Below are 22,205 nucleotides of genomic sequence, written 5' to 3' on the forward strand. Positions count from 1 at the left end.
GTCCGACCAGTTTGCAGCCCTCTGCGCCACAGCCTAGCCTTTGATAGCCCACGTTGTGTGAAGGGCTCTCCTTTTCTGCGATGGAGCCTGAAGCATGAAAGCATTCCCGTCCGCCCTGTTGCTGGGCCTTCTCGGCCTGGCCATTGCCGACGAGGCGGCTGCACCCTCCGGCGCCGCTTCGGGCAGCTTGCCGGCGATCCTGCGCATACCGGTCCCCCTGCTCCTGACGGGCCGCCTGCCCATCCTGAACAGCGTACCGCGGGCCGGCTTCTCCGCTGCCGCCTTCGCAGTCGGCGCCGCAGCGCTCCTGGGCGGCCACGCCACGACGGGCACCGTGAGCGCCTATTAGCGCAGGCCGACCGGTGCGATACCCGCGGCTCCGACAGCGCCTGGCCATCCGGCTCATCCGGACCGCGCCGTCGTTTCATCGATCGCCCGAAAACGGATCTTCATCCAAGCAACCCACGGCCCATGGCCCATGGAGGGATTCGCCTTGTCCGTCCTGCATACCGGCAGCTCGCCGGCGCACCGCACGCTCGCTCTCATCCTGGCCGCGGCCCTCGGCCTCCAGGGCTGCATGTTCTCCCCGGGCAACACCTCGACACTTCCGACCTTGCGGACAAGGGCCCGCCGGACAGCCCCCGCTTCGAACTGGTGCCCATCACTCCGCGGCTGGTGGTCACCCAGGAGGCAGCCCGGGTCGTCGAGACACTCCCCCCGAACTGACCAGCTATGCCCCCGGCCCCTACGTGATCGGAGTCGGCGACGTGCTCAGCATCACCGTCTGGGAGCACCCGGAACTGACCAGCCCGGCCGGCGTTCAGCAGGCACCCGACGCCAACGGCCGTCTGGTGCGCCCCGACGGCCGGCTGTTCTATCCCTACATCGGCGAAATCGAGGCGGCCGGCCTGACCATCGAGGAACTGCGCAACAGCATCGCCGAGCGGCTGGCCCGCTATATCGAGAGCCCGCAGGTGGACGTCGCCGTGACCCGCTTCGGCGGCCGCCGGGTGATTCTCACCGGCGCCTTCGGCCGTACCGGCTCGCAGCCGCTGACCACCGTCCCCCTGTCGCTGCCGGAAGCCGTCGGCCAGGCCGGCATCGGCGGAGGCGCCGATATCGCCAGGATGATCCTCAAGCGCGACGGCCGGGAATACCGCCTCGATCTCGATGCCCTGAACCGCGGCGGCGCGGAACTGGATCGCATCTACCTGAAGGACGGCGACCAGTTGCACATGCCCAGCAACGACAGCCGGCGGGTCTTCGTCCTCGGCGAGGTCGTCTCGCCCGGACCGCTGTCCTTCAGGGGCCGCAACATGACCCTGACCGAGGTGATCGGCTCGGTCAGGGGGCTGCGCCAGGAAACCTCCGATCCGCAGGCCGTCTACGTGATCCGCGGCGTGCGGGATGTCGAACGGGATACGGCTCAGGTCTTCCAGCTGGACGCCGAATCACCGACCTCCATGGTGCTGGCCGCGCATTTCCAGGTGGAGCCTCAGGACGTGGTCTACGTCGGCGCCGCCGGGATCACCCGCTGGAACCGTTTCATCAGCCAGCTATTCCCCTCGGCTTCCTTCCTGAGCACCGGAAGAGGCGTAGAAGATGACATCGATGCGATAACACAATGAACCTGCCTGGCAAGCAGGAATGCAAGCCGGATACTGCCCTGCGCCTCAGGACCCACCCCATGCCAGCCATGCCTGGCTCCGAGTCGAGCACTACACCAAAGCGCTCTACCTGAGCCAGGCAGGATCGAAGCAGTCCTCCTGTTGTCCGTATAACTGCCCCTCCCGAACGGCATTCATCCCCCATCCTCTCCTCCAGCCCCACCTTCCAGCCGCAGGTCACCTCGACCTGTGCCGCACCAATCCGTTCGACCTGCATTTTTTCGTCGCGCGGCGCCATCGTCTGCCCAGACTCGCCGCCCCTCACGCAAAACCGCAACTAATTGATTTTATTTATTTTTCTTGAAGTTACGGCAAACATTGCCTCTCAAATATTGCCCTATTCGAAAAAAACAAGAGACATAAAGCACAAAAACCCTATTTTCCGGTGGAACTTTCTAGCTCTTGGCAAATCCGTATGCTCCGTCATGTTTTTTGACGCTTTTGGTAGTCACATACCAGTTACGCCAAAAAACCGACACACGAAAGCGCCAGGAGCTTCAAGAAAAGCGAAGGACCGCGTAGTTCGAAGTAGAGCCTGCCCGACAGGCCCATGAGCCCAGACTCCCCGACACGACTCACACACGCCTCCCTCTTGCAGCACCCGGATGCAGCTCCTCTGCGAGGAGCCACTGCAGGCCTGCGCCTGCGCGAAAAACAGGGTTTCCACGTCCTCGGGATCGAACGCCAAATCCTGGGGCGGTAGCGTGCCTGAAGGCCCGCATCCGGCGCGGATCGGGCGACTCCCGAAACGAAGACCGCCATTGCCGCAGGATGCGGAGAAAAAGCAGTGCCACCGGAGAGATCGCCTCTCCGTCCCATAGGGTCCCCATGAGTCACAAACACCATCTCCACGCGTTGGCAGTCGCCCTCTCGGCAGCGACCGGCACCGGTACCGCTTGGGCCATCGCCCCGCAAGGCATCGAACTGACGGACGAAGTCGAATTCACCCCCAGCCTGCAGGTGAACGAACGCTACGACGACAACTTCCGGGCCGTCGAAAAGCATGCGGCCTCCTCGTGGATCACCACCGTCAGCCCCACCTTCGTCCTGGGCGCGCGGGGCCATAAAAGCCGCTACGAAGTGAAGTACCGCACCGAGAGCGACGTCGTTCACTCCAGCCGCGACGACGACAACACCGATCACTACCTGACGGCCGAGGCGGTTCTCCAGTTCGACGTCCGCCATCGACTGAAACTGAATGCCGGCTACCAGCGGATCGAGCAGATCGACTCCGAGAACTCGGACAACTACGCGGACGACCGCTCGAACAACGGGAATGACGAAAACGACAAGTACAGCACCATCGATGCCGGTGCCCTGTACAGCTACGGCGCCCAGGGCGCGCGCGGGCAGATCGACCTGGGTGTCAAGCACGAGAAGCTGCGCTACCACAACCGCAATCACGTCAACGACGACCTGGAGCGCGAATCCACCACCCTGAACGGCATCTTCTACGTCCGGGTGGCACCGAAGACCCGCGCCCTGCTGGAAGCCCGCTACACGGACTACAACTACCTCTCCAACGACATGCGCAACAGCGAGAACCTCGCCCTGCTCGGCGGCCTGACCTGGGAGGCCACGGCCAAGACCACCGGCACCGTCAAGGTCGGCGGCGAGAAGAAACGCTTCGAGGAGCCCGGCGTCGACAACATGTCCACCTCCATGTGGGAGGTCGGCATCGACTGGAAACCGCGGACCCGCTCGATCTTCAGCCTGGTCACCCGTCAGGCCATCGACGAGAACTACGAGTCGGGCATCGGCGCCTCAGCCATCAAGAGCACCAGCACCACCCTGGAGTGGAAGCACGACTGGAGCGCACGCCTGTCCTCCAAGACCGGCTACACCCGCAGTGAACGCAAATACCAGGACTACGAGCGCGACGACGACTTCGACGCCTTCGAGCTTGGCTTGACCTACAAGCTGCGCCGCTGGCTGGACGTCGGCATCGGCTACAAGTACGCCAGCAACGACTCCAGCCGCGTGGGCGAAAGCTACGACCGCAACATTTACCTGTTCAGCATCAACGCCAGCCTGTGACGCCCCAGCGCATGGGCATGCAGCGACTGGCGGACTCCGTCGGCACAACCCAAGAGAAACCGAGCTTTATGGTCATTCGTCCCTTTTTCAGCCTGCTCCTGGCGCTCCTGCTGCTCTCTGGCGGCAACGCGTCGGCAGAAGGCAACTCCACCTATAAACTGGCCTCGGGCGATGTCATCCGCATCAACGTGTTCGGCGAGCAGGACCTCAGCATCGAGGAGATTCGCCTGACCGACGCCGGCTCCTTCTCCTATCCCTTCATCGGCGAGGTCCAGGCCAGGGGCAAGACCGCCACCGAACTTGAGCAACTGCTGACCGCCAGGCTCAAGGGCGACTACCTGATCGACCCGCGCGTCTCGGTCAGCGTCCTGAAATACCGCGAGTTCTACATCAGCGGCGAGGTCAAGCAGCCCGGCGGCTATCCCTACCAGCCCGGCCTCACCCTGCGCCGGGCGATCGCCCTGTCCGGCGGACTCACCGAACTGGCCTCGACCGGACGCATCACCATCATTCGCGACCAGGATCCGAACCGCATACCGGAGAAGGCCACACTGGACACCCCGGTCCATCCCGGCGACAGCATCAACATCGACCAGGGGTTCTTCTAGGCCGCCGCTTCCCAACCGGGAAAGCGACAGCCGCCGCCAGGGCGCACCTTCGAAAACGCTCCCGGCATGCCTACCATCCTCAAGAGTTTTCAAGCATGGACATGAATGCCCAGATTCCTGCGCGCCCCTGGCTTGCCCAGCCCCAGGGCGACGCCGATGACGATGACACTGATCTGCAGCAACTCTGGCGGACCCTCTGGCACCGCAAATGGGGCATCCTCGCACTGGTGGTAGCGGCCGTGGCGATCGCGATATTCGCCGTTCTGGGCATCACGCCCATCTACCGTGCCGGCGCCACCCTGCTGATCGAGGAGAAACAGGCCAACGTGGTCTCCATCGAACAGGTCTACGGCCTGGACGGCACCGGCAGCGGCTACTTGCAGACCCAGTTCGAGCTGCTCAAGTCGCGCGCCCTGGCCGAGCGCGTGGTACGGGAACTCGACCTGACCGCCCACCCGGAGTTCGATCCGCGCCAACGCCCCGAGCCGCTGCTCGATATCCGCGCTCTGCTCGCCGCCGTCCTTGACAAGATTGCTCCCGGAAGCCGGCCGAAAGCCCCGGAAGAAAGTCCCGAGTCGGCAGAAGCACGGATCTTCGACGAGGTCACCCGGGCCTTCATGGATCGCATCTTCATCGAGCCGATGGGCAAGAGCCAACTGGTCAGGGTCCAGGTCGACATGGCCGACGCCCACCTGGCCGCCCGCGCTGCCAACGCCCTGGCCACCGGCTTCATCGAGAGCCAGATGGAAGCGATCATGAACATGTCCGCGACGGCTAGCGCCTGGATGAACAGCCGTCTCGGCGAACTGAAGATCAAGCTCAAGGAGGCCGAGGATCGCCTGCAGGCCTTCCGCGAGCAGGAAAACCTGGTGGACGTGGGCGGTGTGGCCACCATTAGCGCCGCCGAACTCTCCGCCACCAGCGACCGCATGATCGACGCCCGCCGCCAGCGGGCCGAGGCCGAGAGCCTCTATCGCCAGGTCCAGGCCAGCCGCAGCGCCGGCTGGGAACGCCTGGCCACCATCCCGGCGGTCCTCGGCGATCCGCTGATCCAGCAGTTCAAGGCCAACGAGGCCATGGCCAGGGCCAAGGTCGAGGAACTGTCCAAGCGCTATGGCCCCCGCCATCCGGCCATGGAGGCGGCGCAGACCGAACTTTCTGCCGCCTCGGCCAGCCTGCGCGGCCAGGTGGAACAGGTGGTCGCCGGCATCGAGCGAAACTACCAGATGGCCACCGCCAACGAGGGCTCGCTGCGCGCCTCGGTGGAGAACAACAAGGCGCAGATCCAGACCATCTCGCGCAAGGAGTTCAGGCTGCGCGAACTGCAACGCGAAGTGGAAGCCAACCGCTCCCTCTACGAGACCTTCATGACCCGCCTGAAGGAAACCACCGCCACGGCGGACCTGGAAACGGCCAACGCCAGGGTGGTCGATACGGCCTCCGCCCCCAACTACCCGATCAAGCCGAAGAAACCCCTGATCGTCGCCCTGGCCGCCCTGCTCGCCCTGTTCGCCGGCATCGGCATCACCCTGCTGCTGGACGCGCTGAACAACACCTTCAAGTCCAGCGAGGACGTCGAGAACCAGCTCTACATGCCGGTGCTGGGCATCCTGCCGCTGGTCGAGAGCAAGCACCGCGGCCAGCTTGCCCACCTGTTCGGCGGCAACGAGGAAAAAACCTTTTCCGAATCGATCCGCACCATCCGCACCGGTGTGATCCTGTCGGGCATGAACCGGCCGCATCAGGTCCTGGTCATCACGTCCTCCCTGCCCAACGAAGGCAAGAGCACCGTGGCCAGCAACCTGGCCTTCGCCTTGGGCCAGATGGAAAAGATTCTGCTGATCGATGCCGACCTGCGGCGTCCGACGCTGGCGAAGAACTTCAGCCTTCCGGTCGGCACTCCCGGTCTGGCCAACCTGATCGCCGGCACCGCCCGGCTCGACGAATGCATCCGCCATGTGGACGGCATCGACATGCTCGCCGCCGGGGCCGTCCCGCCCAACCCGCTGGAGCTGCTCTCTGCGCCGCGCTTCGCCAAGATCATCGAGGTGCTGAAGAACAAGTACGAGCGCATCGTCATCGACTCGCCGCCGACCCAGGCCGTCAGCGACGCCGCCATCCTCGCCACCCAGGCCAACGCGCTGATCTACGTGATCAAGTCCGAAGCCACGCCGATCCCGCTGGCGCGCAAGGGCATCGGCCAGTTGCTGCAGAGCAACACGCCGATCACCGGCGTAGTACTCAACCAGGTGGATGTACGCAAGGCGAAGCGATACGGCTACAGCTACGACGGCTACTACGACCACTACGGCTACAGCAAGAGCCAACAAACCTGAAGCGGCCCATTCTCTCCGAACGATTGCCCCCCGTTCCTTCGTACGAGAACACGAGCCCATACCCGGTCCACCGCCATGATCGATCTGCACAATCACTTGCTTCCCGGCCTCGACGATGGCGCTGCCGACCTGGAAAGCGCCCTGCAACTGGCTCGTCTCGCCGTACGGGACGGTATCACCCACGTCGTCTGCACGCCGCACATCCATCCCGGCCGCTACGACAACAGCGTGATCGGCATCGAAACCGCACGGGCCGGACTGGTCGCGGCCCTGGAGCGGGCGGGCATCTCTCTGCAGTTGGGCGCTGCCGCCGAAGTCCGTTTCGGCCTGGAAGTGATGGACAGCTTCGGCCGCGGCACCCTGCCGTTCCTCGGCGAATGGCAGGGCAACAGGGTCCTGCTCCTCGAGTTTCCCCATGGCGAGTTTCCCTTCGCCGCCGAACGCCTCACCCAGTGGCTGCTGGAGCGCAAGGTCGTGCCCATGATCGCCCACCCGAACGCAACAAGGCCCTGATGCGCAACCCGGCCAAACTCAAGCCCCTGCTGCAGCAGGGCTGCCTGCTGCAGATCACGGCGGCGTCCGTCAGCGGACGCTTCGGCCCCGCGGTCCAGGCCTTCGCCCATGCCCTGCTGGAGCAGGACCTGGTCAGCGTCCTGGCCAGCGATGCCCACGACCCGCGGCACCGCCCGCCGCGGCTGGGCGAAGGCCTGGAGCACGCCGCCCGCCTCGTCGGAGAGGCCCGGGCCGAACGCCTGGTAAGACACACCCCTTGGCAGATCGCCCAGAGCCATTTCGCATGAGCAGCGGCGCAATTCGAGCAACGACCGGTACGGCCGCGCCCCTGCCGGCACGGGCCGCATAGAAAGCCCCCACATTCACAGATGACAGCGCTCCGTCGCGGACGGAGCGCCCCTCTCCTTATATAAAGGCAAGTTTCAGGATGACAGCCGACAACTTCACAGCTGCCCCCGTAGCCGGCGGGGCATCAGCCCACAGGACCATCTCCGGCGAACCCCATGCGCGCACTGCGGCCCGAGTATCGCTCCGCCCCACTCAAGGACGAGCCGGGGCTTCCCGGTTCGCGGGCGCTCTTCCGTTCGGCACCCGCCACATCGCCAGCCCTTCCGATCTCGCCCTGCCCGGCGGTCGCGGCCTGACCTTCTGGGGGCAATGGCTTGTGGCCGTTATGCTCACCACCTTGCTGCTGTGCGGCCTCGCCCAGTTCAAGAACGGCGAACTCGACACCCCGTACCGCATCCTCTCGGTCATCGCGGTACTGGCCTCGGTGCCGATCTACTCGCTGCTCGGCGTCTACCGCAAGCAGCACGGATACCTGAGCGGGCTCGCCCGCCTGTGTGCCGGCTGGTTGCTGCTGCTCGCCGCCCTCACCCTGCTCGCCTTCGTCACCAAGACCAGCGAACTCTATTCCCGCGAGGTCATCCTGACCTGGGCCCTGGCCGGCCTCGCGCTGCAGGCCGGCACCTTTCTGCCGCTGCATCGCTTCTCCCGCCGCTACCACCGCAGGTTGCAGGGCCGACGCACCTCGCTGATCGTCGGCACCAGCGAACTGGCTCTCGACCTGGCCGAACGGCTGCGGATCAAGAACGAGCCCCTGGTCGGCCTGGTCGCCCCGATCGGCAGCGAACGGCCGGGCCACAGCCTCCACCCGATCATCGGCGACACCCGCCAGCTGCGCACGCTGATCGCCGAGCACGACATCCGCCGCCTGTACATCGCCCTGCCGCTGGCCGAGGCCGAGCAGATCAAGGGCCTATACATCGACCTGCTCGACGCCAGCGTCGACGTGGTGTGGATACCCGACCTGGCCAGCCTGATGCTGCTCAACCACTCGGTCGGCGAGGTCGACGGCCTGCCGGCCATCCACCTCAACGAGAGCCCGCTCACCACCTACCCGAGCGCCGCCTTCACCAAGGCGGTGCTGGACCGCTCCCTGGCCCTGCTGGCGATCCTCGCCTTCAGCCCGCTGATGCTGGTCGTCGCCGTCCTGGTCAAGCGCTCCTCGCCGGGGCCGATCCTCTTCAAGCAGCAGCGCCATGGCTGGAACGGGCAGATCATCAAGGTCTACAAGTTCCGCTCGATGCGCCTGCACGCCGACGCACAGGTCAGGCAGGCGACCCGCGAGGACCCGCGCATCACCCCGATCGGCCGCTTCATCCGCCGTACCTCGATCGACGAGCTGCCGCAGTTCTTCAACGTGCTGCAGGGGCGCATGTCGCTGGTCGGCCCGCGCCCCCACGCGGTGGCGCACAACGACTACTACACCGGCAAGATCGACGCCTACATGGCCCGCCACCGGATCAAGCCGGGCATCACCGGGCTGGCGCAGATCAGCGGCTGCCGCGGCGAGACCGAGACCCTGGACAAGATGCAGCAGCGCGTCGAGCTGGACCTGGCCTACATCAACAACTGGTCGCTGTGGCTGGACCTCAAGATTCTGATCAAGACGCCCTTCACCCTGCTCTCCAAGGACATCTACTGAGCACGCCGCAGAGCGACAGCGGGCCAACCGCCGGCAACGACCGCAACACTCCGATCATCCGAAATCCACCCTAAAAGACTGCGAAGACATGGAAGCCATACCTATCGCGCTGTTCTGGGGGCTCGCGCTCCTGGGCCTGTTCGGCAAGCCCCATGTGCTGCTGTATCTGTTCTTCGGCACCATGCCGTTCGGTGCCTTTGCGGTCGTGCCGCCAACGCTGACCGGCGGCCTGACCCTGACGCCGACGCCCATGGTGGTGCTGCTCATCATCCTGCGCAGCCTGGGCAGCCGGGGCGGGGTGAAATTCTTCGTCGGCGCAGCACGCTCGCGAAAGCGCCTGTTGCTGCTGTTCCTCTTCTGGCTGGCGGCGATAGTGGCCACCCTCTTCATGCCGCGCTTTTTCGCGGGCGAGGTCACCATCATCCCGGTACGCCTGGAAATCATGACCTTCGGGGAACCACTCAGACCGACCACTCAGAACTTCTCGCAGCTCGCCTATCTGACGATTTCGATCTTCGCGGTCTTTGCCTTCAGCCACCTATTGCGCGATCCCGTACAGCGCCAGCACGCCCTGTCCGCCATGTGTTTCGGCGCAATACTGACCGTTTTCAGTGGTTTTCTGGATTATTTGTCTTTGTATATGTCGCTCGATGCCATTCTGGACCCCTTTCGCACGGCCACCTATGCCTTGATGACGGAGGTCGAGATCTTCGGCGGCAAACGGGTTGTCGGCCTCATGCCGGAAGCGTCCGCCTATGGCGGCCTTTGCATTTCCTTTTTATGCCTCATCCATTTTCTCCGGCATGCCATGAGCAAACGCTGGCTACGCGACATCCTCTCGCCGGCTCTCGTTTTTCTGCTGGTGCTTTTCATATGGCTATCGACCTCCTCAGCCGCCTATGTAGGCCTGTTCATCTTCGGCCTGGTCGCGGTGATGGACTGGCTGTGGCGAAAAAACGCCAGATCCGCGGGTACCCTATTGATCAGAAAACTCGGCTTCGAATTCTGGACGGCCTTTTCGGCAGCCTTGGGCGTGACGCTCGTCATTCTGCTGAATCCGTCCTTGCTGGACCCCATCGTCGAGAAGATCGACGAGATGGTGTTCAACAAGACGCAGAGCAGCTCCTATGAGGAGCGCAGCATGTGGACAGCCACAGGCTGGCAGGCGCTTGCCGATACCTGGGGCCTCGGCGTCGGGATCGGCAGTACCCGGACCTCGAACTTCGCAGCAGCGGTGTTCAGCAATAGCGGTGTGATCGGCGGCCTGCTGTATTTCGCCTTCGTAGTGCAGACGCTGCGGCACAGGCTGCCTTCGCAGGCCGACGGTGCCAGCCGCACGATGTTGAGGGGCGTGCACCTCGCCTACATCCCGGCCTTCGTCGTCGGGCTCCTGGCCGGCACCACCGCGGACTTCGGCAGCTACAACGCCTTTCTCTACGGCGTTTCCCTGGCGATCACCCTAAGCGCCGCCAAGCAAGGCAATCGATACAGCGCGAGCAGAATCGGCGCGACAGCCTTCAACCAGCCCTTCAACCTGCGCTACAGGCTACAGAAATGAGCACTTTGGAACTCACGGACAGCCGGCAGTCGCGTGCCGACTTCGTTTTCGTCTATCTCGCCTACGCGCTCCGCTATCTCTACCTGCTGCTGCTGATTCCGTTTTACGGGAGAGTGCTCGGTGTCGAAGGCTATGGGCTGGTGCTTGCCTCCATGTCGCTGATGAGCATGGTATGGCTCTTCGTCAATTGGGGATTCTCCACGACGGGCACGCGCTCCATCGCCATCGCGTCTCCCGAACGCTATGCGGAACTGTTCGGCCAGCACTTCATGGCGCGAACCATTCTGAGCTTTCTTGCCGTGATCGGCGGTGCAATTGCCATCTTTCTATCCCCAGTCTTGTCGGCACATCCGACGACTGCCTTCCTGGCAGTGGCGCAAGGAATAATTTCCGCATTCAATCTGGGATGGTACTTCACCGGCAGCGGCCGTCCGCGCAGCTCCGTAAAACTGGAGGTGCTGGGATTCGCCATCAGTCTTCTGCTGATACTGACGCTGGTACGCGAGCAGGACGATGCCGATCTGGTCCTCGCCTCGCTGCTGTGCTCCGGAATCGTGGCGCTTGCCACTGCGCACTGGTGGATAAGGCGCGAAATCGCACGGCCGCCGCTCGACCTGAAAGCAGGTCTTGAGCTGATCCGCTCCTCCGGCACGATTTTCCTCTACACCGGGAGCTCCGTGCTGCTGATCGCCTCGTCGACCTATCTGCTCAGCATCCTCTCGACCCAGGCGGAGGTCGGGGCTTTCGGTGCTGCGGAACGCCTGGTCGCGGTCGGTCTGAGCGTAATGGGTCCTGCCGGGCAGATTTTCGTCCCGCGCATCACGGCCCTGTTCCTTCGGGACGAGAAGGCGGCCTATGGCCTGGTCAGGAAGGCCATGTTCCTTCTGGTCGGCATAGGACTCTGCGGTCTGGCCTGCAGCCTCCTGCTCGGCCAGTGGATAGTGCCGCTGATCTTCGGGGCGGGCTTCGAGAGAAGCGTGCAGATACTCCAGTACCTGGCCTTCGTGTTCCCGCTGAACGCCATGACCCTGGTACTGGGCAGTTACGTACTGATCCCGCTCCACAAGGAAAACACGCTGGCCAGAGTCGCCCTTTTTGGCGCAGCCGTGAACTTGCTGTGCGCAATCCCACTGGGCATAGCCCATGGCGCCCAGGGTATGGCCATCGCTCGGATAGCCGGCGAACTGGTCGTCCTGATCGGCCTGATCTACTCATGCCGGGAAATGGGCATCCTCGCCCGCATCTTCGACTTCAAATAAATGGACGTTCCTCAATGAAAGCATTCGTCGTCGTCGCCACCAAAGGGCGCGCCAAGGAAACCTATGTCCTGCTCGACTATCTGGCACGCCAGACGCTCATGCCCTCGCATGTCATCGTGGTCGGCAGCGAACCCGCCGATATTCTGGGACTGGACAACCATCCGATGACCAACCGGGGGGACGCGACCCTCCTGTTGTCGCGTGCCAGTGCGACCATCCAGCGCAATGCCGGCCTGGATGCGCTGCTGCCCCATGTCGACACCCTGGCTCCGAGCGACTGGCTGGTGGCGTTTTTCGACGACGATTTCAGGCCCGCACCGAACTGGCTGGAAAATGCCGCGACGGCGATGCGGGACTGGAAGGAACTGGTCGGGCTCACCGGCCATGTGCTGGCCGACGGTATCAAGAGCGAGCACGGGATTCCGGAACAGGACGTGCCGCACTATCTCGATGGAACCAGACAGCCGGAGCCGCACTGGTCCAACGCCAGCGAAACCCAGGTTCTCCAGGGACTCTACGGCTGCAACATGGCATTCCGGGGCCTCGTGGCCGGCAGCACGAGATTCGACGAAAACCTTCCCCTCTATGGCTGGCAGGAAGACTACGACTTCGCCAACCGGACCCGGAAATATGGAGTGGTAGCCCTGATACCCGCCTGCAAGGGGGTTCACATGGGCACCAGCTCCGGCCGCACGAGCGGCGTGCGCTTCGGTTACTCGCAGATATCCAATCCGATCTATCTCGCCAAGAAAGGCACGATGTCCTGGCGTACGGCAATCACGCTAATGGCGAAGAACGTGCTCTCCAATCTGCTGAAAACTCTGACGGGGGTGCGCATCAAGGACTTCCCCGGACGTCTGCAGGGCAACCTGCATGCCTGCTCCCATCTCCTGTCAGGAAAACTCGATCCGCTGCGCGTGCTGGAGATATGAAAACTGCAGGCCCCGCAGCGAACCTGGGCCGTCGCACGGCCGATATGGAACGCCAATTCCGGGTTTCGCCCGCAATACATGGAGGACAAGCCAAGTGCACCAGCATCTGACCAGTGGCGGAGACCTATCTGCCCGCGCAGCGTCGCGTCGATCGCTGCCCCTGAGCAGAGTGGGAATCGATGGCGATGCCCTGCGCACACCACTCTCCGGAGTGGGCCAGTACGTGTTCAACCTGTGCCGCGAGTTGGACCGCCTACTGCCGGACGTGCAGTTCTTCGTCTATACGCGCCTTGCCCCGAGCAGATCGCCTTGCCTGCCGCACGCTGGATAGTGCGTCGCGAATCCTCGCCGCTCGCCCGCAAACTGCCCTCGTTCGCCTGGCTGAAAACCCGCGGGGCCGAAATGGCGCGCCGGGACCGGCTGGACGTGTTCTGGGCTGGCCGTACCATCCATCCAGGCCGGCAAGTCGCGCGCCGCGTGGTGGCGACCGTGCACGACCTCAATCACCGCCTCGTGCCGGAAACCATGGAATGGGCGACCCGCTGGTCGCACATGGCCTGGTTCGACCGTGACGTGCGCAGCGCCGATGCTATCCTGGCGAACTCCCAGGGCACGTCGAATCGCCTGCTGCGCTGGGTCGGCCGGGCAGCGGACGGCATCGTACGCCCGGGCGTCCGGCCGGAGTTCCGGCCGCTGGACACGGCCGAACGCCAGGCGGCGCAGATCGCGCTGGCGCCGCTGGGCATCGAACCCCCTTATGTGCTGGCGGTCTCGACACTGGAGCCGCGCAAGAATATCGGCGCGCTGGTGGATGCCTTCCTGCAGCTCAAGCAGCACGGCAGGCTAGCCAGCTACAAGCTGGTGCTGGTCGGCGCCCGCGGCTGGCAGAACCGGGAACTGGCCCGGCGGATCGCCGAAAATCCGGCAGGCGACATCGTTCTGCCGGGCTATGTACCGGACGAACTGATGCCTGGCGTGTTCGCCCTGGCCGACGTACTGGTCATGCCTTCCCTGTACGAAGGCTTCGGCATGCCGGTTCTCGAGGCGCGTGCCGTGGGCACACCGGTGATCGTATCCAACGTGCCCGAACTGAAGGAAGCCGCTGATGGCCAAGGCCAGGTAGTGGCCCCAAGTGCCCAAGAAATCGCCAGTGCGCTGCTGCGGATCCCGGAACTCCCGCTCCGTAACGCCCAGGAGTTTCCGAAGAACATTCAGAGCTGGCATACATCTGCTCAATATATGGCAAAACTACTGACGACGTGACATTCAGCCCAAACTTGAATCCGTCGCCATTGCTCAGAGAACATGCCGGGCCGGTGATTCGCAAGGCACACCCCCATAAAAAACTTCGAGTCAATGACTGCCCGTACTCGCGACACGACAACATCGACAAGTTCGCCACACTTGATTTTCACAAGTATCATTCAATTTACCCACAGGGAATACTATGCTGTACAAATCGATAAGATATCTATGGAGAAACTTCGGGGCCAGAGAAATATACTTGGATATTAAATTCAACTCTCTACTGCGGGAGTGGCGCAAGTTGCGGGATGGCCAACCATGGATACAAGATCCGACCGCCCCCGCAATACTGCTGATTCCTTCAGATCCGGCATTGCTGCTGGCCTCCAAGGGAGATGAGGCGATGCTGACAGCCATCCTTGCCTATTTCCGAAAAAAATGGCCACACGCTCGCTTTGTCATTGCAACGGCAGACAACGCAGCGGACGAATGTGCCCGTACGCTCGGCGCCGACTCCGTAAGAGCGCTTGACGGGAAGCTTTCCCTGCATCGGCGCATGGAATTGATCAAGCCGCACAATATCTGCGCAAGCATAACCGTAGGGCAGATGTACTGGATGGAAGTTATAGTCCGGAGTTCTCTGGAAGGCTTCTCATGCTGACGGACATGCTGGCGCGCCGGGGCGTAGCCTGTGCAGTGACCGGGTTCAGCTTCAATAAGGCGCCCTACAAGAGGATTCACATAGTTTTCGACGAGTTCTGCGACAGCGTCGTTTTCAATCTGAGAGATCCGCTTTCCTTTGAACGCTTCAAGAAAATAACGAGCGCCCCGGCAAATCTGGTTGCCGACATCGCATTCCTGCTCGAGCCCCGGACAGGAACCCAAACTGTCGAAGAGGCAAGGAGCTGGATCGACAAGCAGCGTGCTGTGGGAAGGAAAATCATAGGGTTGAACCTGCACCCTTTATTACTCGACCTGAAAGAGCAGCATAATATCAAGCGTGTCATTCAAAACTTCTCCGCTACTGTTGGCCACCTGATCAAGCACAGGAAAATAAGTACGGTACTTCTGGAGCACGACTTCAGAGGCTCCGCCTCCGATTACCATTGTCTGGATCCGGTCCAGGAATCGCTCAAGGCAGAGCTGGGAGATTTTGTTTTCAGGCCGAAATCCCAATTGACCGCAGCCGAGCTCAAAGGCGTAGTGGGATATATGGACGGAATAGTCAGCGGGCGGATGCATCTCATGATTGCCTCCTGTGGTGCCGGCACTCCAGTGTTCGGTATCGAGTACAAGGACAAGATGGAGGGCTTGATGAAACACTTCGGTTTCGACCAGCCCTATTTATCGAGCGCGCATGAAATAATAGACGCACCAGATGAGTTCGAAAGAAAGCTCACCAACTTCATAGAGAACACCAACTCCATCAAGCAGCAACTGGATCGAAAGATTCCGGAAATCAAAATGTTCTCCTCGAAGAATCTTTCCAGGTTCGATCCAAAGCCCGCTTTGCTCAATCAGATATGAGCTGAACCATGCGGGGCATGTAAATCTTCCATGCTTTACAACTCGATGAGTCAAAACCCGGAAATTGTTTTACCCGTTGAGCAAATCTCCAAAAACAAGAACTCACAGCCTTACTCCGGGTCGCTCCCATAAGGCCTACCGCAGCATCGGGAAGGGTGCCGCCCCAAGCGGGGGCGCCATATTTCCGGTCTCTCAAAATGCTCAAAGAAAAAACCGTACGAATCTCTACTGCCACATCTGCCACAAGCTCTCTCAAGAGAAAAAGGAAATTCCCATGAAAGTTGCAATCGTCCACTACTGGTGGCTCAGCAATCGCGGCGGCGAAGCAGTTTGCTCCGCACTTGTCGAACTTTTCCCGGATGCAGATCTTTTCATCCATGTCTGCAATGAAAAGGTAGTACGCCAGTCGCTTCCGGCAAACTTCCGGGGGCAGATCCACACCACCTTCATCTCGCGCCTGCCGGGTGCCAGGAAGCACTACCAGAAGTACCTGCCGCTGATGCCGCTTGCGTTGGAACAGCTTGACCTCAGCGAGTACGACCTGGTGCTCAGCAGCGAATCCGGCCCGGCCAAGGGCATCATTACCCGCCGGACGCCCTGCACATCTGCTATTGCCACTCGCCCATGCGTTATGTGTGGGACATGTACCACGAGTATCAAGCCGGCGCCGGGCGGATCGTTCGCATGCTCTTTCCGTGGATCGCCCACTGGCTGCGGGCCTGGGACAGGCTTTCGGCAGACCGCGTGGACCACTTCGTCGCCAACTCGGGATTCATTGCCTCGCGCATCAAGAAGTTCTACCACCGCGAGGCCGAGGTCATTTACCCGCCCGTCAATACCGCCGACTTCAGCCCGGACGCCCAACGCGGCGACTTCTACCTGTGCCTCGGGCAACTGGTCGCCTACAAGCGCGCGGACCTGGCGGTCGAGGCCTTCAACCGGCTCGGCCTGCCGCTGATCGTGATCGGCGAGGGCGAACTGTTCGACAAGCTGAAAGCCAAGGCCCAGCCCAATGTGCGACTGATGGGGCGCCAGCCCTTTCCGGTCATCAAGGACCTCCTGCAACGCTGCCGGGGCCTGGTTTTCCCAGGGATGGAAGACTTCGGGATCGTGCCCGTCGAGGCCATGGCGGCGGGTGCGCCGGTCATCGCCTACGCCAAGGGCGGTGCGCTGGAGACGGTCATCCACGGCAAGACCGGCATCCTGTTCAGGGAGCAGAGCGTGGAGGCCCTGATGCAGGCCGTGCAGCAACTGGAAAACGGCGAATACAAGTTCGCCCCGGCGCTTCTGCATGAGCACGCCGCCACGTTCGACAAGAGCGTTTTCCAGCAGCGGATCAAGCACTTCATCGCCTCTCACCTGGGCCACTTCCAGGCAGTGCCTCGGGATTTCCACCGACAAGGCAGCCGCGTGAAGGAGCTGAGCCCGGTATAGGAGCGGATTTTCCGTCATTGCCGGGTAAGGACGCGTCTCTATCCCTCCTCCGAGCGGCCAGGCCCGATGTTTGCCCGCCTCGGCTCCAGCTGTCCGTCCTGACCTTGTTGTCTCTCGTCTCGTTCCACACCCGGCCTTTTACCTGGCGCCATTTCTTCACTTTGCGCAGTCAGCCTCTCTGACTCACGAATACAGGATGTGTTCTCCATGCTTTTCCCCGTCATCATGGCCGGCGGCTCCGGCTCGCGCCTGTGGCCGCTGTCCCGCCAGCTCAACCCCAAGCAGTTCCTCGCCCTGGCCGACGCCCAGCTCTCCATGCTGCAGGCCACCCTCCAGCGCCTGCAGGGCCTGCAGGTCGCCCTGCCTCGCCTGATCTGCAACGAGCAGCACCGCTTTCTCGTCGCCGAGCAGTTGCAGCGTCTCGGTCTGGAGCAAGCCCCCCTCCTGCTCGAACCGGTCGGCCGCAACACCGCCCCGGCCATCGCCCTGGCCGCCCTGCAGTCCCTCGGCCAGGCGGACGACCCGATCCTCCTGGTGCTGGCCGCCGATCACCTGATCCAGGACGTGGAAGCCTTCCATGCCAGCATCCGCACCGCCCTGCCGCTGGCCGAGGCGGGCCGGCTGGTGACCTTCGGCATCGTCCCCAGCCACCCGGAAACCGGCTACGGCTACATCGAACGCGGCGCGGCGCTGACGCCGGGCGGCTTCGCCGTCGGCCGCTTCGTCGAGAAGCCCGACCTGTCCACCGCCCGCGACTACCTGGCCAGCGGCGACTACTTCTGGAACAGCGGCATGTTCCTGTTCCGCGCCAGCCGCTACCTCGAGGAGCTGGAGCGCTTCCGCCCGACATCCTGGCGGCCTGCCGCGCGGCGCTGGACGTTCCCCCTCAGGAGCCGGGCTTCTTCCGGGTCGATCCCGAAGCCTTCGCCGCCTGTCCGGCAGAGTCCATCGACTATGCGGTGATGGAGAAGACCGACGCCGCGGCCATGGTCCCGCTGGATGCCGGCTGGAGCGACATCGGCTCCTGGTCGGCGCTCTGGGAAGTCAGCGCCAAGGACGCCGCGGGCAACGTGTTCAAGGGCGACGTGCTCGCCCAGGACAGCCGCAACACCTACGTGCACGCCAACAGCCGCCTGGTGGCCACGCTCGGCGTCGAGGACCTGGTGATCGTCGAAACCAAGGACGCCCTGCTGGTGGCGCACAAGGACCGGGTCCAGGACGTGAAGCAGATCGTCGAGCGGATCAAGGGCGCCGGCCGCCAGGAACACCTCAACCACCGCGAGGTGTACCGGCCCTGGGGCGTCTACGACGCCATCGACAACGGCCAGCGCTACCAGGTCAAGCGCATCACCGTGCAGCCCGGCGCCAAGCTCTCGGTGCAGATGCACCACCACCGCGCCGAGCACTGGATCGTGGTCAGCGGCACCGCGAAGGTCACCAACGGCGAGAGCACCTACCTGGTGGCGGAAAACCAGTCCACCTACATCCCCATCGGCCAGATCCACGCCCTGGAAAACCCCGGCGTCATCCCCTGGAGCTGATCGAGGTGCAGTCCGGCGCCTACCTGGGCGAGGACGACATCGTGCGCTTCGAGGACGTCTACGGGCGGGCCTGACCTGCCGATTTGCAGGGCCTGAACGGCCATCGACCACGGAACCCGAGTCGCAAGACTCCTTTCATGCTTGAGGAACTTATCGGATGAGCTGCGCTGTCATTTTCGGAGGCTCCGGCTTCATTGGCGTCTTCTTCGCCAAACAACTGCTCGCCACCGGCGATTTCGCAAAGGTCTACCTGTTCGACAGGGAACAGGTGGCCGACAAGCCCTTCCCCTACCGTACCCGGCTGGTCCGCGAAGAGGCGGGCATCGTCGAGATCAAGGGCGACGTCCGTCAGGAAATCGCCTGGCAGCCCGAGGAGCCGGTGACGCTGATCGCCAACTTCGCCGCGGTGCATCGCGAGCCGGGCCACGAGGATTTCGAATACTACGAGACCAACCTGCTGGGCGCCGAGAATGTCTGCGCCTGGGCCGAGCGCGTGGACTGCCGCGACCTCGTCTTCACCAGCTCCATTTCGCCCTATGGCCCGAGCGAACAGCAGAAGGACGAGCGCTCCCTGCCGGTTCCGGTGACCGCCTACGGCGGTTCCAAGCTGGCCGCGGAGAAGATCCACCAGGCCTGGCTGGCCGCCGACCGGGCGCAGCGCCATCTGGTCATCGTCCGTCCCGGCGTGGTCTTCGGCCCGGGCGAAGGCGGCAACGTCTCGCGCCTGATCAAGGCGGTGCTCAAGCGCTACTTCTTCTACATGGGCAACCGCGACACCCGCAAGGCCGGCACCTATGTGAAGGAGCTGTGCGCGGCCATGTGGTGGACCCTGCAGCGCCAGAAGGAGCAGGGCGAGCATTTCACGCTGTTCAACATGTCGATGAACCCCGGCCCCTCGATCCAGGAATACGTGGAGGCCGTCTGCAAGGTGGCCGGCGTCCGCCGCCAGGTGCCGGCCATTCCCTACCCGCTGCTGCTGAGCGCGGCCTACGGCATCGAGCTGATCGCCCGGCCGCTCGGCATCAGGCACCCGTTCAGCCCGGTGCGGATCCGCAAGCTGGTGCGCTCGAACAACATTCACCCCGGCTTTCTGGTGGCGCACGGCTATCCGTACCAGTACCCGCTGGAGACGGCCTTCGCCGACTGGAAAGTCGACTGTCCGGACGAGTGGCGCTGACTTGGCGCCCTTTCCCCACCAGCCTCACAGGTCGTTTCGCGTTGGGCCACTCCCACTTCATCGAGCAAGAAGCAAACCATGCGACACACGGAAAGACTCCATGTGCTGGACAGTTTCAGAGGCCTATGCGCCCTGTCCGTTGTTCTCTACCACCTGCATGTTCCACAAAGCCCCACGGAACTCGCCTTCTTTCGCAACGCCGAGCTGTTCGTCGATTTCTTCTTCGTGCTCAGCGGCTTCGTCCTGGCGCACAGCTATGGAACCAGACAGGCTATCGATCTCCGAAAATTCCTCGTCGCGAGGACTTTCAGGATATTTCCTCTGCATATCGCGATGCTGCTGGTATTCATCCTGCTGGAGCTGGTAAAGCTGGTCGCCTACCGCAACGGAGTCTCCTTCGGGGAGGCTCCCTTCACGGAAAGCAGAGCCGTCTCGGAAATCCTGCCCAACTTTCTGCTCGTCCAATCCTGGACCGACGCGACGAACAAGCTGTCATTCAACTACCCGTCCTGGAGCATCAGCGTCGAGTACTACATGTACCTGCTCTTCGCGGCCCTGATCGTTTTCCGGGGAAAGTGGAGATATGTCGTCTGGACCCTCATATCCGCAGCGATGTTCCTTGCCCTGTATACCCATAGCGCGCTGTTCACCGAAGCCGTCATGCGGGGAATGTCCAGCTTCTTCGCAGGCGCCCTGGCTTATCTGCTATTTGCCTGGATCAACAACAACGCGCGCCCGGGTAGAACACTGACGGCCGCACTCGAGCCGCTCCTGCTGGCTGCCGTCTACTGGCTGGTCACCTCGGACCTCGAACACAAGTCGATCTATACCAGCCTGCTGTTCTGCGGGGTCACGATCCTGTTCGCCTTCGAGCAGGGAAAACTATCCGACCTGCTGAAAACCTCCCCGCTGACCACACTGGGCAAACTGTCCTACTCCATCTACCTGACGCATATCGCCGTCATATTCTGCGCCATCGCAATCAGCATGGTGTTGCAGAAGAGTTTGGGGAAAAACTTTTCCTTTATGGTAGGCGAAGCACGCTACCTGGATTTTGGCCATGTCCTCCTCAACAACCTTTTCGTCTTCGCCATCGTGCTGGCCGTGATTCTCTGCTCGGCCTTCACCTATAAACACATAGAAACCACCGGGCAGGAGTTCGGAAAACGCCTTGTAAAAACTCTGCACGCCCCAGAAAGAAACCTCGCCGTATAAGACCTGGCCAGCGGGCTCCCGCATCCAAGGCCGTCATACGCCCCGAAGATTGAAAGCATCTCGGACCTTTCCCTCGTCGATCACGAAAGGACTTCAAGATTGATATATGTAAATGCCCGCTTCCTGACCCAGCCCATAACCGGCGTACAACGTTATGCCTTGGAGATCAGTCGACAGCTGAACGAGCTGCGGCCAGACATCAGGTTCGTGGCCCCGCGGAACATCGTCCACCGTGACATCGCCGACGCGCTGGGAGTCGAGGTGATCGGCAGCCGCAGCGGACATGCGTGGGAACAGATCGACCTTCCGGCCTTCCTGAAAACCCGGAATTCGCCCCTGCTCATAAACCTGGCCAACACCGCCCCGCTCCTGTACCCCAACAAGGTTTCGACGCTTCACGACGTGGCCTTCGAAAAATTTCCGGAGAATTTTTCCTGGAGATTTCGGACCGCCTATCGACTGGCCACGCCCTGGATGCTGAAAACCTCGCTGAAAATCCTGACCGTCAGCGAGTTCTCCAAAAAAGAAATCTGCGCGGTTTACCGGGTTTCTTCGCAAAAGATTTCCGTCGTCCCCAACGCCGTATCCAGCGCCTTTCAGGAGGTTCCCTCATCGGCTACCGAGCGCTACATACTGGCAGTCTCCTCGCTGAACCGGCAGAAGAACTTTCATGGCCTGATCGATGCTTTCGGCCTGCTCAAGCAAGACACCCACAAGCTCTACATCGCCGGAGCGCTGAACAAGAACTTCGCGGACCCCGATCTGGTTAAAAAGATCGAAGCGGACCCGCGGATAAAACTGCTCGGCCGGGTTTCCGACGAGGAACTGATCGATCTCTACAGCGGGGCCGAAGCCTTCATATTTCCGTCCTTCTACGAAGGCTTCGGCATTCCACCGCTGGAGGCGCAAGCCTGCGGATGCCCGGTGCTCGTGGCGGATACGGCAAGCCTTCCGGAAGTATGCGAAGACTCGGCCCTGTATTGCTCGCCGCATGACATAAAGGATATTGCCGAAAAAATGGACCTTCTTCTGTCGACGCCGGCTCTGGCCGAAACACTCAAGGAAAAGGGCCGCCTCAATATCGGGCGCTACAACTGGAACACCTCGGCCACGCGCCTGCTGGAGACGATAAGAGAACTTCACTGAAAGCCATAACGATCGCTCGCCGC

18 protein-coding genes and 2 pseudogenes are annotated in these 22,205 nt (G+C 62.4%); 19 read left to right on the plus strand and 1 reads right to left on the minus strand.

Annotation, left to right across the window (positions count from 1 at the left end; all coding sequences use genetic code 11):
* Positions 1-94: 94 nt before the first annotated feature.
* From Atro_RS04220 to Atro_RS04285, 14 genes and pseudogenes are all read left to right on the plus strand, one after another.
* Positions 95-349 (plus strand): hypothetical protein, encoded by a 255-nt coding sequence (locus Atro_RS04220; protein WP_497926570.1) that lies wholly within the window; start codon positions 95-97, stop codon positions 347-349.
* Between the two features lie 129 nt (positions 350-478).
* Positions 479-1,628: pseudogene (locus Atro_RS04225) on the plus strand (polysaccharide biosynthesis/export family protein).
* A gap of 867 nt (positions 1,629-2,495) precedes the next feature.
* Positions 2,496-3,704 (plus strand): outer membrane beta-barrel protein, encoded by a 1,209-nt coding sequence (locus Atro_RS04230; protein ID WP_497926571.1) that lies wholly within the window; start codon positions 2,496-2,498, stop codon positions 3,702-3,704.
* 68 nt (positions 3,705-3,772) lie between these two features.
* On the plus strand, positions 3,773-4,312 hold the full coding sequence (locus Atro_RS04235; protein ID WP_497926572.1) for a polysaccharide biosynthesis/export family protein: 540 nt from the start codon (positions 3,773-3,775) through the stop codon (positions 4,310-4,312).
* Positions 4,313-4,407: 95 nt separating this feature from the next.
* Positions 4,408-6,648, plus strand: coding sequence for a GumC family protein (locus Atro_RS04240; protein WP_497926573.1), 2,241 nt, complete (start codon positions 4,408-4,410; stop codon positions 6,646-6,648).
* A gap of 75 nt (positions 6,649-6,723) precedes the next feature.
* Positions 6,724-7,161 (plus strand): CpsB/CapC family capsule biosynthesis tyrosine phosphatase, encoded by a 438-nt coding sequence (locus tag Atro_RS04245; RefSeq protein ID WP_497926574.1) that lies wholly within the window; start codon positions 6,724-6,726, stop codon positions 7,159-7,161.
* Positions 7,161-7,448 (plus strand): CpsB/CapC family capsule biosynthesis tyrosine phosphatase, encoded by a 288-nt coding sequence (locus Atro_RS04250; protein WP_497926575.1) that lies wholly within the window; start codon positions 7,161-7,163, stop codon positions 7,446-7,448. The genes Atro_RS04245 and Atro_RS04250 overlap by 1 nt, the downstream gene beginning before the upstream one ends.
* Before the next feature lie 311 nt (positions 7,449-7,759).
* Entirely contained in the window at positions 7,760-9,148 is a 1,389-nt protein-coding gene (locus Atro_RS04255; RefSeq protein ID WP_497927605.1) for an undecaprenyl-phosphate glucose phosphotransferase, read from the plus strand.
* An 88-nt stretch (positions 9,149-9,236) separates the two neighbouring features.
* On the plus strand, positions 9,237-10,706 hold the full coding sequence (locus Atro_RS04260; protein WP_497926576.1) for an O-antigen ligase family protein: 1,470 nt from the start codon (positions 9,237-9,239) through the stop codon (positions 10,704-10,706).
* The gene (locus tag Atro_RS04265) at positions 10,703-11,965 is read left to right on the plus strand and encodes an oligosaccharide flippase family protein (protein WP_497926577.1); all 1,263 of its coding nucleotides are present in this window, start codon (positions 10,703-10,705) and stop codon (positions 11,963-11,965) included. Before Atro_RS04260 ends, Atro_RS04265 begins: the two co-directional genes overlap by 4 nt.
* A gap of 14 nt (positions 11,966-11,979) precedes the next feature.
* The gene (locus Atro_RS04270) at positions 11,980-12,897 is read left to right on the plus strand and encodes a glycosyltransferase family 2 protein (protein WP_497926578.1); all 918 of its coding nucleotides are present in this window, start codon (positions 11,980-11,982) and stop codon (positions 12,895-12,897) included.
* 309 nt (positions 12,898-13,206) lie between these two features.
* Complete coding sequence (locus Atro_RS04275) at positions 13,207-14,160, plus strand: glycosyltransferase family 4 protein (RefSeq protein ID WP_497926579.1); 954 nt, start codon at positions 13,207-13,209, stop codon at positions 14,158-14,160.
* 241 nt (positions 14,161-14,401) lie between these two features.
* Positions 14,402-14,803 carry a hypothetical protein gene (locus Atro_RS04280; RefSeq protein ID WP_497926580.1) on the plus strand — a complete coding sequence of 134 codons (402 nt, stop codon included), beginning with the start codon at positions 14,402-14,404 and terminating at the stop codon, positions 14,801-14,803.
* On the plus strand, positions 14,797-15,669 hold the full coding sequence (locus Atro_RS04285) for a polysaccharide pyruvyl transferase family protein (protein WP_497926581.1): 873 nt from the start codon (positions 14,797-14,799) through the stop codon (positions 15,667-15,669). Before Atro_RS04280 ends, Atro_RS04285 begins: the two co-directional genes overlap by 7 nt.
* On the opposite strand, the gene Atro_RS04290 is transcribed toward Atro_RS04285, so the two are convergent.
* Positions 15,656-16,108 (minus strand): hypothetical protein, encoded by a 453-nt coding sequence (locus Atro_RS04290; protein ID WP_497926582.1) that lies wholly within the window; start codon positions 16,106-16,108, stop codon positions 15,656-15,658. The two genes, Atro_RS04285 and Atro_RS04290, sit on opposite strands and share 14 nt — an antisense overlap.
* Before the next feature lie 203 nt (positions 16,109-16,311).
* Here Atro_RS04290 and Atro_RS04295 point away from each other — a divergent pair, with 203 nt between their 5' ends.
* The 5 genes and pseudogenes from Atro_RS04295 (at position 16,312) to Atro_RS04315 (ending at position 22,182) form a co-directional block, all read left to right on the plus strand.
* The gene (locus tag Atro_RS04295; protein WP_497926583.1) at positions 16,312-17,103 is read left to right on the plus strand and encodes a glycosyltransferase; all 792 of its coding nucleotides are present in this window, start codon (positions 16,312-16,314) and stop codon (positions 17,101-17,103) included.
* A gap of 207 nt (positions 17,104-17,310) precedes the next feature.
* Positions 17,311-18,718 (plus strand): annotated as a pseudogene (locus tag Atro_RS04300) (mannose-1-phosphate guanylyltransferase/mannose-6-phosphate isomerase).
* Positions 18,719-18,801: 83 nt separating this feature from the next.
* Complete coding sequence (locus Atro_RS04305) at positions 18,802-19,821, plus strand: NAD-dependent epimerase/dehydratase family protein (protein ID WP_497926584.1); 1,020 nt, start codon at positions 18,802-18,804, stop codon at positions 19,819-19,821.
* 102 nt (positions 19,822-19,923) lie between these two features.
* Entirely contained in the window at positions 19,924-21,036 is a 1,113-nt protein-coding gene (locus tag Atro_RS04310) for an acyltransferase family protein (RefSeq protein ID WP_497926585.1), read from the plus strand.
* Between the two features lie 99 nt (positions 21,037-21,135).
* Positions 21,136-22,182, plus strand: coding sequence for a glycosyltransferase family 4 protein (locus tag Atro_RS04315; protein WP_497926586.1), 1,047 nt, complete (start codon positions 21,136-21,138; stop codon positions 22,180-22,182).
* Positions 22,183-22,205: the final 23 nt, after the last annotated feature.

The organism is Azotobacter tropicalis (assembly GCF_059739045.1).